We start from the raw sequence: 16,087 nt of genomic DNA on the forward strand, positions 1-16,087 counted from the left end.
AGCGCATAGTATACTATGAGCCTCTGCTGACGGGAAGTGGGTTGTTATGGCAGGAAAGAGACAGGAAATCAGGATTGTGGTACATATGCCGGAACAGGCATCTTCAGTTTTTGATAGGGAGCAGTCGGAAGAATTTTGGACAGGAAAAATATCTGAGAAAGTGGGGAAATCAGGACTTACAAAACAGCAGCAGAGACAATTGCTGCAGAATTTGGTTCATTAAAATTTTTGAATAATTTCTGACTACAAGCGGGCATGCCTATATGGTGTGCCCGTTTTTGGGTATATATTAAATCTTGGCAAAAAAGCCTACGAAAAATTTGTAATAGGCGGTGTGGAGATTCTTTTCAGATGAAATGGAATAACGGAACAATAAAGTTTTTTGGAAAATGGAAGACCTGATATGTAGGATTTGTCAAAATACAAAAAGGCATTTGGAAGTGGCTTTGCCATTGCCATATGGAAATTGATTGTGAAACAAAGAGAGATAGGTTATAATATGCCTAAGCAGGAATTCTGAGGGCAGAATGCCACGCGGTATAGCGATCTGGCATGATATGGAGGTGGCAGTAATGAAGAAACCATTACCAGTAGGCGTTGATAATTTTGAAGACATGATAAAGTCTGGCTATTATTATGTAGATAAAACAATGTTTATAAAAGAACTATTGGACTTGAAAGGGAAAGTAAATCTTTTTACCCGACCAAGACGTTTTGGAAAGACACTAAACTTAAGTATGCTCCGGTATTTTTTTGAGGATACGGGAGTTTCGGAGAAAAATGAAGGAAATAAAAGGCTTTTTCAGGGGTTGAAGATTATAGAACAAGGAAAAGAGTATGAAAAATACATGAGCAGGTATCCGGTTATCAACCTAACATTGAAATCAGCAAAACAGCCAACCTTTGAATCGGCATATGGCAAAATAAAAAATGAACTTGCAGAAGAATTCCAGAGGCATCAATATGTACTGGAAAGTGGAAAAATGGATGATGCTGTAAAATCCCTGTTTCGAAAAATAGCAGACGGGAAAGCGGAGTATGATGATTATTCCAGTTCCCTGAAGTTCCTGAGCAAATGTCTCTGCCAAACGGTAGGCAGGCATGTAATTATTTTGATAGATGAATATGATGTTCCTTTGGAGAATGCGTATTTTAAAGGTTTTTATAATGAAATGGTGGATTTTATCCGTTCGTTGTTTGAGTCTGCATTAAAAACCAATGATTATCTGCAGTTCGCGGTGATTACTGGATGCCTGCGCATTTCAAAAGAAAGCATATTTACGGGATTAAACCACCTGAACATTATATCTGTGCTTGACAAGAAATACAGCGAGCATTTCGGGTTTACAGAGCGGGAAGTGTTCCAGATGATGGAAGATTATGGCGTGGAAAGCCGTTTTCCCACCATGAAGGAATGGTACGATGGGTATTTATTTGGAGATGCAGAGGTTTATAATCCCTGGAGCGTGATTAAGTTTCTATATGATTTGTATTCAGATGTAAATGCATTTCCGCGTCCCTATTGGATTAATACCAGTTCCAATGACATCATTAAGGACATGATTGCCAGGGCCGACAGGGAGATGAAAGGGCAGATTGAGATACTTCTGAGTGGTGGTACTCTGGACATCCAAGTGCATGAAGAAGTGACTTATGGGGATATGCACAGCAATAGCGAAAATCTTTGGAATTTCCTGTATTTTACAGGGTATCTGACAAAGGAAAGAGAATATTTTAAAGGGAAATATACCTTTTTGAAAGTACGGGTTCCCAACCTGGAAGTCATGACGATTTACGAGACTACGATTATGAACTGGATGAAGGATATCATAAAGAAAGAGGATTTTCATGATTTGTACCGCGCGATGGAAGACGGCAATGCCCAGAAAATGACAGACATATTGACTGGCCAGCTGTTCCATACTGTCAGTTTTTACGACAGCGCGGAAAACTTTTATCATGGCTTTCTGGCAGGAATCTTAAGCCAAAGTGAGAATTATCTGGTGAAGTCTAACCGTGAATCGGGAAATGGCCGTTCTGACATTATGGTGAAAAGCCCATCCCTGCGGGGGAGGTCATTTATTCTGGAAATCAAAGTGTCAGATTCCATTGACGATTTGGAAAATGACGCAAAAAGAGCGCTGCAGCAGATATATGATAAAAGATATATGGAAGAGTTGCGTGCGGAAGGATACCGGAAGATTGACTGCTATGGAGTGTCGTTTTTCCGGAAGGATTGTGAAGTCCGGTTTGGGAAGGGACAAAATTAATTGGATTTTTGAAATATAAAATTATTGGGACTGTCTGGAGATGGACAGTCCCTTTTTTTGCTATGAAAGCTAAAGCTTTCACAGCATGGATGGCCATGCGGCCCGCCGGACGGCAGACTTTGCATGATGGGGGCACTATAAAACAGAACCTTGCGGAGAGCGAAAAAGCGCAAGATGCCTCTGGTTTGCTTTTGTTTTATACACAGTGGCGCAACGTCTCTGATTTTCATAGCAGGATAACCAAGCGTCTCACCGGAGATGGCCGGAGTTAGGAGAAAATAGAGGAAAAGGAAGCGAAAGAATTGAAAATAAAGAAGTTTAACACGGCACTTAACCAGGATTACAGAAATATCTTAGTGGAAGAGTTTTCAGAAAATTATAAAAAAGTGGAAAACTTAAACGGCCCAGAAAAGATTGTGCAGGTCATGAATGATGTGTTTCACTTGTCAGAAAGGGCAGAGGAATACATGTACCTTATCTGCATGACTTCTGGCTGCAGGCCAATCGGGTTTTTTGAGTTGGCTCATGGTACGCACAATGCGGCATTGGTTGGGGTAAGGGAAATCTTTATCCGAGCATTGCTATGCGGGGCAGCAGGGATTGTACTTGCCCATAACCATTCCGGGGGATTGTCGAACCCTTCAAGAGAAGATTTTAGTGTGACGGATAAGGTACGGGTGGCTTCGGAGTTTATGGGAATCCAGCTTTACGACCATATCATTGTAGGAAGGGATTCCTGGTTCAGCTTTGCAAAGGAGGGGAAACTGTCAGTTGTGCTTTCAGAAATTCCAGATTAAGTGATAACAAACAGAAATAGCGGGAAAATTTACAGCTATGGAAAACCCATAGCTGTATTTTGTGCTTTTATAGAACAACAATAATTTCAGGGGGAAAAGGGAATGCCGGTACAAAGGAAATATTATCAAGGCAGGTACAACAGAAATAAGAGATGGGAAGTATCAGAGGCTTCTTTTACGGTGCGGATGTCATCATACTGCTCAAACATAGCTGCCGTCTTTTTCTTTAAATATTAAGGATATTGTTTTGTTTGGATAAAGCTGCTGCAAGCGTCCCTGTAAATCTTCCAGGTATCTGTGCATTTCCGTTTCTGATAATGGTGGAATATCAGGATGGTAACTGAAGGAGTTTATGGCGAAATGCAGGTGGGGAGTTCCCTGGCTGTAATCTACGCCCCACAAACTCTGATATTTTTCCCGGAATATGCCGCAAACCCATACCGCCATAGAAATCAGGCTGCGACTGTCCCATTCTTTCTGGAAAGTGATGGCAAAGTGCCATATTTTTCTGGAACAGGGATAGTTGGAATAAAATTCACTCAGCCGGAACCACTCAACCACGGAGATTTCTGGCATACAGGAAAAACCAAATCCTCCAATATATTTTTTCTGTGCAATATAGCCTAAAACCCGGTTGTAAGCGTCTTCGTTATCGTAATTCCCCTCGAAATTTATAATCTGTAGATCAGACATATTTTTTCATCTCCTTTACAATGATATTTTTTGTTTTGTCAGATAAATCAGGACTTTGAAGGAAGGTATTAATCAAATAATTTTCTTTCATGGAATCCACAACATTCTGTTCGTGGGTTTTGGGCGGTATGGTTTCACAGTTGTCCATGCGGTATGTTATTAGTCCGGTAAGTGTAAGTCCTTGTTTTTTCGCCCGCTGTTCCCAGAGCTCTTTCTTGTCTGAGGTGACACGGAGAAAAATTCGTTCTTTTTTGCTCATATTCATTTGCTCCTTTATGGTTTTTGTTACATTTATGTGAGAGATGATATATTTTTTAATTTTGATAGATGATGAAAACATATGAATAAAGAAAATATAATCGGAGGAGAAAGAACGGAATATATATTAGGAAATGAAAGATGCAAACCATATATAGAATATAGGATATAAGATATATAGATACAGTATAATGGAAAGTAAATCATGCAGAAAGCTAAGAGTGGCGGTTATTGTATTTGATAGCGAAGGCAGCATTCCAGCAGGTAACCAGCCTTTTGTGCGTATCCCAGGATCCCGTATTTTGGGCTTCTGGAATTTTTTCGTTTGGAGTTTGTACGCACAAAAGATTGTAAGCGGTTACCATCAGCAACAATGGGATGTTACCATTAGATGTAAAAAATAATAAATGACTGTGGCAGATGGAAGAAGATGCCAAGAAACAATATTTGAATTACATATTATAGCTGTGATACACAGCCAGGTGGCATGGAGGTTCTTTTCGGATGAAATGGAATAATGGAATTATTCCTGAATTCCATTTTCCGACCAGTGTAATTGCTGTTTTATGGGGAACAGAGGTTTTCAAGCTTGCAGCAGGATATTCAGATTTTACGGAAGTAAGGACAATATCATAAGACTAACAGAAAGCAACAGTAAAAATAGTAACGGGCATAAAATAGCCTGGTACAGAAAAGTCTAGGCAGCTTAGCAGGAGGAGGCAGGAGTATGCAAAAAGAAGAACGAAATGAAAAGAGACAATGGAATCAACAGAAGTATGAAGTGGAAATTTGTCATGAAACAGAAAAACTGCTCACCCTTGTTCCAGAGCAGAACAGTATGGAACTGAGACGGAAAATAGAAGAATTGATAGACGGGACAGGAACCACAGCTTTTATGGATGGGTATCGGTATGCACTTGCAATTCTGCAGGACAGCATGCCAGAGGTGGAATGACTGTCTCATTTTCTACGGGAGTGGAAGAATAACGCTTTTTTGGAAAGTGGAAGGATTAATAGAAAGGAGTATCCAAAATCCAAAAAAGGAAATCAGTCCTTCCCATCAATAATATCACAGATAATCTGCTGTATATGTGCCAGCTGTGTATCAGTTAATCCGGTGATCTCAATATAATTTCTGTCATCCAACTCCAGCAGATAGTCTGTACTCACAGAAAAGAACCGTGAGATTTTGACCAGCATTTCAATGGAGGGGAGGATGTTATTATTCTCCCAGTTGGAAACGGTTTGCTTGGAAACATTCAGTTCATTTGCCATCTGTACCTGGTTCAGATTGCGGGAAGTCCGTATTTTTTTTATTATTTCGCCAAACATATGAGATTCCTTTCTTTTTTATCAGCTTATCGAATCTGGAATATATTAACAAAATACTAAAGTATTGTTAAAATAGACCAATATACAGAATTTAAGGTTTTTATACAAAAAAACAAAAAATTTTTCCAGAGCGTCATAATATGTCGTTCCCATAAAGTATGGTATAGCTGTAACGGAGGTCTGGTAGGATGGCAAAGGCAGATAGGACGGATGAGGTAAACCGGATTTTGATAATGTATGACACCATGCGCAGGGGAAGGGAAGTCCATAAGGAGGCTTTCTGCATGGAACATGGAATCTCTGAACGTACATTTGAAAGGGATATAGAAAAAGTCAGGATATTCTTAAGCGAAAATTACAGCGGGCAGCGAGCCGACTATATCCCATCCAGAAATAGATATCAGATGCCGGGCAGCTGCGAAAACGGGGAACTGTCCTTCTCAGAACTGGCGCTGATCCTTAAAATACTCAAAAACGGGCAGGTATTGGAAAAAAATGAGTTTGAAGGGTTTGCAAGGAGCCTGCAGTCTGTAGCGGAGAAAAGGAAAAAAGATGCAGTGGAGAAATTAATCCGGCAGGAAATCAGCCAGTATGAGGAAAAAGAAGGGCAGGAAGCCTTTTTAAAACTGTTTGGTGATTTGCTGGAATGCATTTTGGAGCGGAACATCATCCGGTTAAAGATGAAAGGAAACAGCCAGGGAAAGAAAAGGATTCGGTTTTACCCAGTTGCAGTGGAATATCAGGGAGGGGAATTTTATCTTTTGGGCTACTAGAAGGGCCAGGAGCTTTTTGCATTTTTGCTGGTTGAAATAGAATCCTTCCAGATAGCCATCCAGAAATATGGAAAGGAGATTGCAAGGAAGTACAGCTACCAGAAAGGGAAGGAACTATACAAGAAATTTAAGAGAAAAGGAGAAAAGATAAATGAAGAGGATTAAATTCCCATTGGTGATGAAAGATGGGGCGGAAGCAAGGGGCATTGAAGAGCTTAGGGAGCATTTTGACGCTGGGCTGGCGGCAGAATATTTTTCCAATGGAAAATTAGAACGATGGCTGGAAAATAATTATTACGATGATATTTGGGAAGCTGTTCAGAAACTGGACGGCAGCGAGGCGGATTTTGGACAGAAATTGTCAGAGGCCTTGGGAGTTCAATGGAAGGGATCCTGTGAAATTGATTTGCAGGCAGTCATGAAACAGACAGAATTGAAAGAGCAGCTAAAGCCATATGTCAGTGAAGAGCAGCTTCAGAACATGGAGCATATTGCAGGCAGCCAGGAAGAATTGGAGCGGCTGGCAAAGTCAGGCTGCGGCAGGGTGTATCTTTTTGGAAAAGAATTTCGGATACCGGAATGGATGGAAAACATAGAGTGCATCGGCGTCAACCGTCCAGCCATCTGGCTGGAAATCAAGAGCCGGGAAGAATTTAAGGAAAAGAAAATTAAATTGCGGGATGTTGCGTTTGCAGAAGAAGAGATGAGAAAGATTGCCCAGGAAACAGGGGTAGAAGATGTCTTTTTCGGATTGTTGGACGTGTTGGATTTGTATCTGGATAAAGTGCAGCAGGCATTGCGCTGAATGGGAAGGAATGGCATGTGAGAGAAGAAAAATTTGAAACAAAGCTGCGGGAATATATTGATGCCCAGATGCCTATTATCTATATCGACAGTTTTGATGACAATAAAATTGACGAAATGATTCTGAAGGTGACCGGAAGCCGGAAAATCTGGGAATGGAATGAACTGGAGGGCTGCGTGAACCGGAAAAAAACGGAACAGGGAAAGCCTGTCAGCATCCATGAGACAATAAGCGGCCAGAAAAGCCTTTACGATTTAATCAGGGACGGCGCATGCCATGGGGAATTAGATCGGAAAATATTGATTGTCAAAGACATCCATCCTTATCTGGAAGAGACGAAGCTGGTGGCCCTTCTGAAAAATGCCTGCTTGAAAATCGAGAGAGGGGAACTGGAAACCACATTTATTTTTATTTCTCCCATTGTCAGGGTTCCAAGGGAATTGGAGAAATACATGGTGCTTTTACAGGAAGATTTTCTGGAGGAGGAAGCCATACGGGAAGTTATCTGTGATTTTCTGGAAGCCTGCAACATGGGCAGCCTGTACGAAAAATTACTGAATGAAATTGTGGTGGCCTTTAAAGGGCTTTCCAAACTGGAAATTGAGACGATTCTTGCTCTGGATGTTTCCGCAAGAGGAAAAATTGACCGGGAAACTATACAGCTTATCGTGGAACAGAAGCAGCAGATGATACGAAAAGCCGGGATACTGGAAATGATTCCGGTCACGGAGCGCATGGAGGACATTGGCGGCCTGAAAAACCTGAAGGAATGGCTGGGAAGGAAAGCCGTTATTTTAAAGGATATGGCAGGAGCCAGAAGCTATGGCGTGGAGCTTCCCAAAGGCGTGCTGATTGCAGGGGTTCCCGGCTGCGGAAAATCGCTGAACGCCAAAGCCTCAGCCCAGCTGTTTGAGGTGCCGCTGCTGAAACTGGACATGGGGCGGCTGATGGGAAAATATGTGGGGGAATCGGAGGCGAACCTGCGCCAGGCCATTTCACTGGCAGAAGCCATTTCCCCCTGTGTCCTGTGGGTGGACGAGCTGGAAAAAGCATTTGCAGGAATCGGCGGAACCGGAGGCGGCGCGGAAGTTACCACAAGGCTGTTCGGCCAGTTCTTAACCTGGATGCAGGAGAAAAAAAGCGCAGTGTTTGTGGTGGCCACAGCCAATGACATTATGAAGCTTCCCCCGGAGCTGATGCGAAAAGGCAGGTTTGATGAAATTTTCTATGTGAAGCTGCCTGCGCCGGGGGAGCGGGAAAAGATATTTGAAATTCATATCAGAAAACGCAGGCCGGGAGATTTGGAACGGATAGACATCAAAACGCTGGTGAACAAAACGGAGGGATACAGCGGAGCAGATATTGAGGGCGTGGTGAAAGATGGAATTGAAAATGCTTTTGTACAGGGCAGGCCATGTATTTCTACTTCGGATATACTGGAGGCCATAGAAGCCACCCATTCCCTCAATGAAGTCATGAAGGATGATATTGAAAAACTGGAGAAGGAGTATAAGGAACGGAAATTCAAATGTGCTTCCAGCGGCAGATAAACAGGAGGAAAATTGGATGGAAGAAAGAAAAACATATTGTGAGGAAGAAAGCGGGCAGTCCGTGGCTGGCAGGTTGAAAGACAGTTCAGATGTAAAAACCGTGGTTGGTGAACTGGAAGAATCTGGAATTGCTGTGGATGGGCTAACGGTAAAAGAGGCTGCCAAAGTCCGGGAGATCTGGGAGCGCTTTCTGACAGCATACAAAGAAAGCGGACAGGAGCAGGAAGAATTTGCATGGCTGGAATGCCAACTCAAAAAAGAGCTTCCGGAAAAATCCCAGGAAGAAGCCCGGAAAATGAAAGAAGAAATTGTCACTTCCATCCGGGAATATGATGCGGATTTGCAGGATATGACAAGACAGATGGAAAATGGAAGGACGAAAGAGAGGTGGTTTGCCGATCGTATGGAGGAAGCGGCAAAAGGGGTGGCAGTCAATAAGTACGGGGATTACCTGAACCAGATTAATGCCGCCATGGAAAAAGCCAATACCCAGATGATGAGGACAGTCCGGCGGATGGATGGTGGAATCAAAGAATGTATCAATCTGGATGGCTTTATTGCAGAGCAGCATCAGGTAAACAGCTTTAATGTGAAAGCTACATTACAAAAATCTGAACTCTATGCGGAAATACCAAAACAGGGAGAAGCATATGGAAAAAACGCTTTTGATGTGGTAATCAGGAAGAAAAATGAGGCAGAGAAGATTGTACATCAGTATCAGTTTAAATTTGGCAAAGACGCCCGGTCCACCATTGAGCTGTTCAAACGGGGAAATTACAATAATCAGCGTATGGTGGTACCTGCGGACCAGGTGGAGGAGGTGCAGAGGGCATTCCCGAATAAGAGTGTAACAGCATATATCGGTGGTACAGATGAAGTGGGAATTACAGCTGACCCTCTGACAAAAGAAACAGTAAAACAGATGCAGGCAGAGGCACAGGAATCGGGTGTAATTCCAAGAACTGACTGGAATGTATACAATACCAGGGAATTGGCCATCAATCTTGGAAAACAGGCCGGCGTGGCCGGAATGCAGGCTGCATTGCTTACTACCGGAATCAGCTTGGCAGGACAGGTGTTCAATGGAGAGGAAATTGACGGGAACGAAGTGGTGGAAGCAGCTTTACGAACAGGGGCGGATACCGGCGTCAAGGCAGCGGCGGGAGGCGCGCTGACGGTAGCATCGGAAAAAGGCGTGTTTTCTATCCTGCCAAAACCAATGGCTCCGGGAACCATTACAAAGATTGCCTGTGTAGCTGTGAAAAATGTAAAAATCCTCTGGAAAGTTGCGAAAGGGGACTTGACCATGAGTGAAGGCCTGGAGCACATGGGGAGAACCAGCACAGCCATGGTTTCCGGCCTGGCCTGTGCCGGAGCCGGGGCGGGAATTGGAGCTGCAGCCCTTGGCTGGATACCCATTGTGGGGCCGATTGCCGGAGGCCTGATTGGCGGCATTGTGGGTTATACTGCCGGAAGCGCGGTTGGAGAGAAAGTGTTCAATGGAGCAAAAAAGATTGCAGAAAAGGGCGGGGAAGTTGTGAAAAGGGCCTGGGAAGGCATAAAAGAACTTGGTGGAAGCATTGTGGATGGAATACGCTCTTTGTTCTGGTAATAAATGAAATACAGGAGGATGAAATATGATACTTTTCAAAGGTGATATAGGATATGCAAAAGGGAATGAGGATATTGAAACGATAATGGCTAATTTGAAGATGGGAATGAAGATGGAAATGTTTATGCTCCTAGATAAGGTTAAGGCTTTTACTGACGAAGGGAAAGTATAAATCAGAAAATGGGGTCGCTGATTCAGAGACTGGAAGATCCCAGCACAAAGCTGGGCAGTTGGTATGAAATATTTCTTCAGAAGGTTGAAAATGAAATTGAATTGAAAAGATATATCCGGGAGCTGGTAGAAAGTTTTCCAGGAAATTGGGAATATGATATTCGGGAAGAACAGGTTGAAAGGTTGATGGAGCGGGCAAATGCCATGCAGGGAAAAGAACCGAAAAGAAATCAAACCGTTGTCCTGAACCGGTTATACAAGGAATTTTCGGAAGAAGAAAAAGGCGGCATCCTGTACAGAATCGAACAACGGGAGCAATTGCTCTGCATTTTAAAGAAAAATATGCGCAGGGAATTGCAGTTAGAGGATATGGAAGCATTGGAAAAAAATGTGCCGAACTGGAAGGAGCAGATTCAGACCATGAAGTCATGCCTGAAGCAAATGGAATCATTATAATTGCCTGTGTATCTGGTGGAAAAGGGTATATCCGGGAGAAGTGGAATGCCGGATATACCCAGGAAAATTCAGGAAAGATGGATAAAATTACTATGCAAAAACAGTGAACAGTGCCAGGCGGATTTTGGATTGCGGAGAAATGATTGGCATGAAAACTGTATTAAGAAACAGGAGAATGAAAGAATGGCAACAGACGAAATGAATGAAGCAGAAGAAATATGCACTTTAAGAGATTGGATCGTTTGTGAAGTGAGGGAATATGAATGTACTATATTAAAAAACCATATAGATACTGGTGCTTTCTCTTGGAGGTCCAAGATAACAGCAGAACATAAAAAAATATTGTGGGATTCTTTTATAAAGGATTTGAAAAACCCGATTACGGAAGTTGGAGATCAGTTTGAAAGTTTTGTTGAGAGATGTGATGGAAATGTCAAAGAATTAAGAGCGGGAATCAGAGAGATTATGAGGCTGCTTAAGATTTTCTGGAAAGATGCTTCCATAGATGTCAATGAATACGTGGCGGAATTGCTGGATTATGCTCAGAAATCAGGACAGGGAGAAGAAATGCAAAGAACGTCCGCGCTGGACTCATTCTGCCAGAATCTTCCAGGCGGACAGAAGGAAGGCATAGCCCATGACCTTTCCCAGTTGCTTTGCATCATGGAAAAAAATACTCATGGCAGATTGGAACCGGAAGATATCAAAATAGTAGAAACAAATCTCCCCAAATGGAAAAAGCAGATTCAGGAGATGCGCATATCTCTGGAAAACCCACTCTGAAAATGCTGTATTTTCCAGAAATAGAGGATAAGGTAAAAGTTGTGGAATCCCACAAAAATTAAATCAGTTTGTAAGCGAGCCCAAACGTGGCAGGGAATAATGTTTTCCCTGCCACAAACTTTATGCTTACACAAACTGTGATAATTCAGAAATGGAACAGGCAATGATTTATCAATCTGAATCAGTGATTGCTGTGGTAAGAAATTCCAATCCATGATACAATGGAAACGTAAAGTATCCGAAAATTGTAGAATTTAAGAAGAGTGGGGAGATGCAAGCGTGAAGAAATTTCCAGACATCAACCGGTGGTTTGACATCGTAAATTATGCTGAAATCAATAGCTGCAGGAAAATTGAGATAAACATGAAGGATTTATCCGATACAGAGATAGATGAATTCTGCAAAGAGTTCGCTCTATTTATCTGCAGGCTTAGATGCCCATCTGCTAAACTGCTGAGGGAAATGGAAGATGCTGTCAATGGTAGTTCCGTATTGAACAGCGGAAGAAAGAAAATTTTCCAGGATATATTTTATACAGGTTTTATCAGCGATGATAAGTATAAGTTGACGAAAGATTTCAAATTATCATTTGATGATGATGCAGTGAAAGGATATTTTGGCGAGTGCTTTTACTACATATTAAGAGAGCAGATTTTTGAAGACGAAAAGGTTTACATAGAACCGAAATTCCCTAAGAAATCGTCAAAAGTGCCTGGAATTGATTTTATTGATATCCGTAAAGATGTGGATGGCTATTATATGATAATTGGAGAGGTAAAAACAACCGGAAACAGTTACAGTACAAGATTGCCGGAAATCATCCAGGCGTTCCAAGGAAGGATAGATAAAAATTTCAGTGAAATTTATCAGAGTATCCTGGAAAGTGATGATGAGAGCATACCGGAATATTCGGCTTTTCTGGAAGAAATGTTGGATATCTTTTATAGGCTTACAGGGAGCGGAAATAAAAAGAAACGTGTTGCAGGCGCGATTAATTATGATTATCAGGGAAAGAATGCTGGAAAGCTTGCGTTTCGCAAAGTAAAAGAGGAATTGGAAGAAATCGTGGATGATTTTCCTGCGTGCAGAAGATTTAAATTAATTGGGATATACAATATTGAGGATGTAATAGAACGAATGAGGGATAGGATATGGAACGTGTTGTAGGCGCAGAGCGGCTCTATTCAAATATTAAGCGGCTGCTTGAAAAAAAGGAAGATATTGCAGCAATCAGAGAACAGCTTGGGTTGGTTCACCTGCAGATATTGGAGAGAGATTTATTTCATATTCCAAACCATGGAAATTACGCAAAAGAGTTGGAAGTATACAATAAGATAGCTTTTTATCTTATGACAAAGCTGACAAATTTTCAGTATGAAGATGAGGTGTGCCTGCAGGGATTTGAAATTGCGGCATTTTGTTTTGAAGTATTGTGTAAATCTGAATTGTATCCAGAGGATGAAACAGCAGAGTACGGAATATTTTCTTCCATATGTTATTCTTTAGCGGAAAATCAAGCGAACAGCATCATATTAGCCAGGCTTGTAATGAACAAGTGCCCTGACATAGAAAAGAATTCCGGTTATACGCAATTATACGCAATGTTTTTGGCGAGGGAATTTAAAATAATATCCAGACAGAAGATGACGGACGATAAATTGCGGAATGCTGTGATTGCTTTTTCCAAAAGCATGGTTTACCGGGACGGACAGCATGATGATTTGGATGGATTGAGTGAAGTTTTAATGGAATTAAAAGAAGCGGATTCAGAGCATTATTACATGTTCAGGCTGATTTTTCTTGTTTCAGAGAAAATGGATTCCTGCTCAATTAGAAATTTATTAAGCCGAAACAGAAGCATAAAAGAGTATATCGATGTGCTGACTCAGAAAGAAGAGCATAATGTTTATGAGTTGTGGAAATCCCAGTCTTTTTTGTTTGACATGTTGGAAAAAATAAAAACAGAAAAAGATATTTTCTTTCTGTCATTGCCTACAAGCGCAGGCAAAACATTGATATCTGAACTGATTCTATATCGGTTTCTGTCCGGGAAGAAAGGGATTGCCATATATGTTGTTCCTACCATTGCGTTGACCAATGAGATTGAGAACTCATTTATCAGGCGGTTTCGGAAAGTTGGAATACAGATACAGAAGGAATTGGAATTTGAAGAAGAGTTCCAGTTTGATAAGCCTGTGATTTTGATTTTGACGCCGGAAAAACTTGATTTATTAACAAGAAAACAGGCGGAGCTGTTTGAAAAATTACAATGCATCGTATTTGATGAATTTCATAAAATATCAGACGGCCAGCGCGGCTGGTTAGAAGAGACGTTAATTGCCTGGTTCATTTATAACAAAAGTAAATACGATTACAAAATAATCATGATGTCGGCAATTGTGGATGGGTTAAGAGAAAGTCTGGCAGATATAGAAGCAACGGTATATGATAATAAATGGACTCCATCAAAAAAGATTTATGGCATGTTTTATCTGCCCAAAAATAATGTGAAAGTGTATGGAAATAGCATAGGAAAACAGCAAACCGTTTATGAAGAATATCATTTAAGGGTGAAATATGCTTATAAACTGAGTGCAGAAATGAAAAATGTTTTTCAGAAAGTAACGTATGGGAAAAAGAGAACGAACGGTAAGGATGCCAAAAGATCGGATACAAAGTATGATTTATGCTGGAAAGCAGTTAATACGATGAAAGAAGAAACCATTCTGGTATTTTTTTATACAAAAAGGGATATGAAAGGATTCATATCCAGATGTGAAAAATACAGGGAAAAATATCATGATGTCAGGCTGCAGGCTTTAAGACAGACGATTGCCAGACAGCTTGGAAAGAGCCATCCCCTTGTAAATGTTTTGGAGTATGGCGTTGCCTTCCATAATGCAGATTTACCGGAGGATGTCAGAGCCGTTATTGAAAGCGCGTATAAAGGAAAAGTGATAAAAGTTTTGGCATGTACCACAACATTGGCAGATGGAGTGAATTTGCCTGTGAGCACATTAGTGATTGGAAGTGTATTTAGTTTTGACAAGAAAAGAAGCTTGGATTTAGGCGACTATAAGAATATTGCCGGTAGGATTGGAAGGGCATTGGTTGATACGGAAGGAAAAATTTTTTTAATCAAGTATCCAGATATATACAAAAAGGAAGAGAAAGATCGGCTGTTAGAATACTATTATGGTGAAAAAATCACGAATGTATTGGAGAGCTCATTTGATAAATGTGAAGAAAATGAATTGGAAATGATAGAGCAGATGGGATTTGACCAGTTGGACAAAGAACAGAAATCCCTTTGGGCTATGATAGAGAGGATTCAAATATTTGTTTTTTCTTTGTATGAAATGATGCCGGACTGTGATGCAGAAGAGTTTAAGGAGAAATATAAAAGTTCATTTTTTTTAGAGCGTTCATCTAAGGTGGAAGAAATGATGGACAGATATGTGTCCGAATATTATGGCTTGGCTCGTGAAATTCCATTTTCTTTTTTGCAAAAATGTAATAAAACCGGGGTTTCCTATGATACAAACAGAACTTTGTGTGAGTTGGCAGAGAAAGTAAATGATCTGGATGAAATGCAGATCATGCTGCCAGAACATATATATTTAGAATTATTGGAATGCAATGAATTTCTGCCAGAGGACGAACGAGTAAATCATTATGCCGCGATTCAAATGTGGCTTCAAGGCAGCTCCTATATAGCCTTCCGGGAAGAAATTTTCAGAGAAGAAAATGATTTGCAGGAAACAACGGAAAGATGCACAAAGTACATAAGAAGGATGTTTCAGTATATTGTTCCGTGGGCATTAAGTGCATTATTAGTGTATGTGGATGAAAATTCGGAGGCATACAGCATGATTTCCTTACTAATTCGGTGCGTAAAGTATGGGACATTGGATGAAAATGTTGTGCTGTTATGTGAAAGCGGAATCAAATCACGTGAGCTTGCCATTGATTTAAATGCCTTATATGAAGAGGAAAATAAGGAAACGGATATCACGGATTGGGTTGTAAATGTGCAAAAGGAGAAATTGCAGAATTCTTTTGGAGATAAATTTGACAGGTATATTCTGGAACAGGTTGCAAAATATCGTTCTATAAAAAGAGAACTGACCCACTATTTTGATAAAAGCAGGGCGATAAAATGTCCCGTCATGGGTCTGAAATATTATGATTATTTCAAAATAGGCATAGAGTATTTTGAAGACAATAAGCATGTGGAATTAGTTCAGGATAAAGAGAATGAATATGATATGTATGCAGTAAAAGCCATGACATATGACAGAAAATATACGTTAGGGTATGTACCGATGAAATGTTCTGAAGAAATATATGATATCATAGAAAGTGGTTATCAGCTTGAATGCACTATTTGTGAAATCAGCGGAAACAGGATTAAAATCCTGATAGAAAGAGTGGAGTAGGTGGTTGGTTGATAAACGCCCATAATTCAATTGCATATTATAACAGTGAAACCGCTGATTCAGGCAGGAGGAAAAAACCTCCTGCTTTTTTCGCTTTATAGGAAATTGCGATTTTTGAGGAGAGAAAAAGAACAAGAGTTTACCGAAC

General features: G+C 40.9%; 18 protein-coding genes. 15 read left to right on the plus strand and 3 right to left on the minus strand.

Translation table 11 applies throughout. The features are described 5' to 3' along the window. Window positions 1–46 precede the first annotated feature (46 nt). From E5329_RS29725 to E5329_RS11270, 3 genes are all read left to right on the plus strand, one after another. Entirely contained in the window at window positions 47–223 is a 177-nt protein-coding gene (locus E5329_RS29725; RefSeq protein WP_168356589.1) for a hypothetical protein, read from the plus strand. Window positions 224–572: 349 nt separating this feature from the next. Beyond that, window positions 573–2,270 (plus strand): AAA family ATPase, encoded by a 1,698-nt coding sequence (locus E5329_RS11265; protein ID WP_135989632.1) that lies wholly within the window; start codon window positions 573–575, stop codon window positions 2,268–2,270. Between the two features lie 302 nt (window positions 2,271–2,572). After that, window positions 2,573–3,067 carry a JAB domain-containing protein gene (locus E5329_RS11270; protein ID WP_135989633.1) on the plus strand — a complete coding sequence of 165 codons (495 nt, stop codon included), beginning with the start codon at window positions 2,573–2,575 and terminating at the stop codon, window positions 3,065–3,067. Between the two features lie 201 nt (window positions 3,068–3,268). Here the strand turns inward: E5329_RS11270 and E5329_RS11275 are convergent, their stop codons facing one another. After that, window positions 3,269–3,760 carry a hypothetical protein gene (locus E5329_RS11275; RefSeq protein ID WP_135989634.1) on the minus strand — a complete coding sequence of 164 codons (492 nt, stop codon included), beginning with the start codon at window positions 3,758–3,760 and terminating at the stop codon, window positions 3,269–3,271. Beyond that, window positions 3,753–4,019 carry a hypothetical protein gene (locus tag E5329_RS11280; RefSeq protein ID WP_135989636.1) on the minus strand — a complete coding sequence of 89 codons (267 nt, stop codon included), beginning with the start codon at window positions 4,017–4,019 and terminating at the stop codon, window positions 3,753–3,755. Before E5329_RS11280 ends, E5329_RS11275 begins: the two co-directional genes overlap by 8 nt. 503 nt (window positions 4,020–4,522) lie before the next feature. On the opposite strand from E5329_RS11280, the gene E5329_RS30625 reads away from it, so the two are divergent. Both E5329_RS30625 and E5329_RS11285 read left to right on the plus strand, forming a co-directional pair. Next, window positions 4,523–4,654 (plus strand): hypothetical protein, encoded by a 132-nt coding sequence (locus E5329_RS30625; RefSeq protein WP_275443200.1) that lies wholly within the window; start codon window positions 4,523–4,525, stop codon window positions 4,652–4,654. 91 nt (window positions 4,655–4,745) lie between these two features. After that, window positions 4,746–4,973: a hypothetical protein gene (locus tag E5329_RS11285; RefSeq protein WP_135989637.1), complete on the plus strand. Its 228-nt coding sequence runs from the start codon at window positions 4,746–4,748 to the stop codon at window positions 4,971–4,973. Window positions 4,974–5,065: 92 nt separating this feature from the next. On the opposite strand, the gene E5329_RS11290 is transcribed toward E5329_RS11285, so the two are convergent. Next, the gene (locus tag E5329_RS11290) at window positions 5,066–5,350 is read right to left on the minus strand and encodes a helix-turn-helix domain-containing protein (RefSeq protein WP_135989638.1); all 285 of its coding nucleotides are present in this window, start codon (window positions 5,348–5,350) and stop codon (window positions 5,066–5,068) included. Window positions 5,351–5,538: 188 nt separating this feature from the next. Between E5329_RS11290 and E5329_RS11295 the strand changes: the two genes are divergently transcribed. From E5329_RS11295 to E5329_RS11330, 10 genes are all read left to right on the plus strand, one after another. After that, window positions 5,539–6,123, plus strand: coding sequence for a WYL domain-containing protein (locus E5329_RS11295; protein ID WP_275443201.1), 585 nt, complete (start codon window positions 5,539–5,541; stop codon window positions 6,121–6,123). A gap of 24 nt (window positions 6,124–6,147) precedes the next feature. Continuing rightward, window positions 6,148–6,288 carry a hypothetical protein gene (locus E5329_RS30630; RefSeq protein WP_275443203.1) on the plus strand — a complete coding sequence of 47 codons (141 nt, stop codon included), beginning with the start codon at window positions 6,148–6,150 and terminating at the stop codon, window positions 6,286–6,288. After that, window positions 6,275–6,928 (plus strand): hypothetical protein, encoded by a 654-nt coding sequence (locus E5329_RS11300; RefSeq protein ID WP_135989639.1) that lies wholly within the window; start codon window positions 6,275–6,277, stop codon window positions 6,926–6,928. Before E5329_RS30630 ends, E5329_RS11300 begins: the two co-directional genes overlap by 14 nt. Window positions 6,929–6,945: 17 nt before the next feature. Continuing rightward, window positions 6,946–8,478, plus strand: coding sequence for an AAA family ATPase (locus E5329_RS11305; RefSeq protein WP_135989640.1), 1,533 nt, complete (start codon window positions 6,946–6,948; stop codon window positions 8,476–8,478). Between the two features lie 16 nt (window positions 8,479–8,494). After that, entirely contained in the window at window positions 8,495–10,090 is a 1,596-nt protein-coding gene (locus tag E5329_RS11310; RefSeq protein WP_135989641.1) for a hypothetical protein, read from the plus strand. 25 nt (window positions 10,091–10,115) lie between these two features. After that, window positions 10,116–10,262: a hypothetical protein gene (locus tag E5329_RS29730; RefSeq protein WP_168356590.1), complete on the plus strand. Its 147-nt coding sequence runs from the start codon at window positions 10,116–10,118 to the stop codon at window positions 10,260–10,262. An 8-nt stretch (window positions 10,263–10,270) separates the two neighbouring features. Then, window positions 10,271–10,717, plus strand: coding sequence for a hypothetical protein (locus E5329_RS11315; RefSeq protein WP_135989642.1), 447 nt, complete (start codon window positions 10,271–10,273; stop codon window positions 10,715–10,717). 183 nt (window positions 10,718–10,900) lie between these two features. Then, window positions 10,901–11,500 (plus strand): hypothetical protein, encoded by a 600-nt coding sequence (locus E5329_RS11320; RefSeq protein WP_135989644.1) that lies wholly within the window; start codon window positions 10,901–10,903, stop codon window positions 11,498–11,500. Window positions 11,501–11,779: 279 nt separating this feature from the next. Then, complete coding sequence (locus tag E5329_RS11325; RefSeq protein WP_135989646.1) at window positions 11,780–12,667, plus strand: Hachiman antiphage defense system protein HamA; 888 nt, start codon at window positions 11,780–11,782, stop codon at window positions 12,665–12,667. Next, window positions 12,652–15,939 (plus strand): DEAD/DEAH box helicase, encoded by a 3,288-nt coding sequence (locus E5329_RS11330; protein ID WP_135989647.1) that lies wholly within the window; start codon window positions 12,652–12,654, stop codon window positions 15,937–15,939. The genes E5329_RS11325 and E5329_RS11330 overlap by 16 nt, the downstream gene beginning before the upstream one ends. Window positions 15,940–16,087: the final 148 nt, after the last annotated feature.

Source organism: Petralouisia muris, assembly GCF_004793545.1.
GTDB lineage: Bacteria > Bacillota > Clostridia > Lachnospirales > Lachnospiraceae > Petralouisia > Petralouisia muris.

What these genes read in the sequence shown, in the direction of transcription:
- E5329_RS29725 (WP_168356589.1), top strand. Translation starts at nt 47, where the DNA reads ATGGCAGGAAAGAGACAGGAAATCAGGATTGTGGTACATATGCCGGAA.
- E5329_RS11265 (WP_135989632.1), top strand. Translation starts at nt 573, where the DNA reads ATGAAGAAACCATTACCAGTAGGCGTTGATAATTTTGAAGACATGATA.
- E5329_RS11275 (WP_135989634.1), bottom strand. Translation starts at nt 3,760, where the DNA reads ATGTCTGATCTACAGATTATAAATTTCGAGGGGAATTACGATAACGAA.
- E5329_RS11280 (WP_135989636.1), bottom strand. Translation starts at nt 4,019, where the DNA reads ATGAGCAAAAAAGAACGAATTTTTCTCCGTGTCACCTCAGACAAGAAA.
- E5329_RS30625 (WP_275443200.1), top strand. Translation starts at nt 4,523, where the DNA reads ATGAAATGGAATAATGGAATTATTCCTGAATTCCATTTTCCGACCAGT.
- E5329_RS11285 (WP_135989637.1), top strand. Translation starts at nt 4,746, where the DNA reads ATGCAAAAAGAAGAACGAAATGAAAAGAGACAATGGAATCAACAGAAG.
- E5329_RS11290 (WP_135989638.1), bottom strand. Translation starts at nt 5,350, where the DNA reads ATGTTTGGCGAAATAATAAAAAAAATACGGACTTCCCGCAATCTGAAC.
- E5329_RS11295 (WP_275443201.1), top strand. Translation starts at nt 5,539, where the DNA reads ATGGCAAAGGCAGATAGGACGGATGAGGTAAACCGGATTTTGATAATG.
- E5329_RS11300 (WP_135989639.1), top strand. Translation starts at nt 6,275, where the DNA reads ATGAAGAGGATTAAATTCCCATTGGTGATGAAAGATGGGGCGGAAGCA.
- E5329_RS11310 (WP_135989641.1), top strand. Translation starts at nt 8,495, where the DNA reads ATGGAAGAAAGAAAAACATATTGTGAGGAAGAAAGCGGGCAGTCCGTG.
- E5329_RS29730 (WP_168356590.1), top strand. Translation starts at nt 10,116, where the DNA reads ATGATACTTTTCAAAGGTGATATAGGATATGCAAAAGGGAATGAGGAT.
- E5329_RS11315 (WP_135989642.1), top strand. Translation starts at nt 10,271, where the DNA reads ATGGGGTCGCTGATTCAGAGACTGGAAGATCCCAGCACAAAGCTGGGC.
- E5329_RS11320 (WP_135989644.1), top strand. Translation starts at nt 10,901, where the DNA reads ATGGCAACAGACGAAATGAATGAAGCAGAAGAAATATGCACTTTAAGA.
- E5329_RS11330 (WP_135989647.1), top strand. Translation starts at nt 12,652, where the DNA reads ATGGAACGTGTTGTAGGCGCAGAGCGGCTCTATTCAAATATTAAGCGG.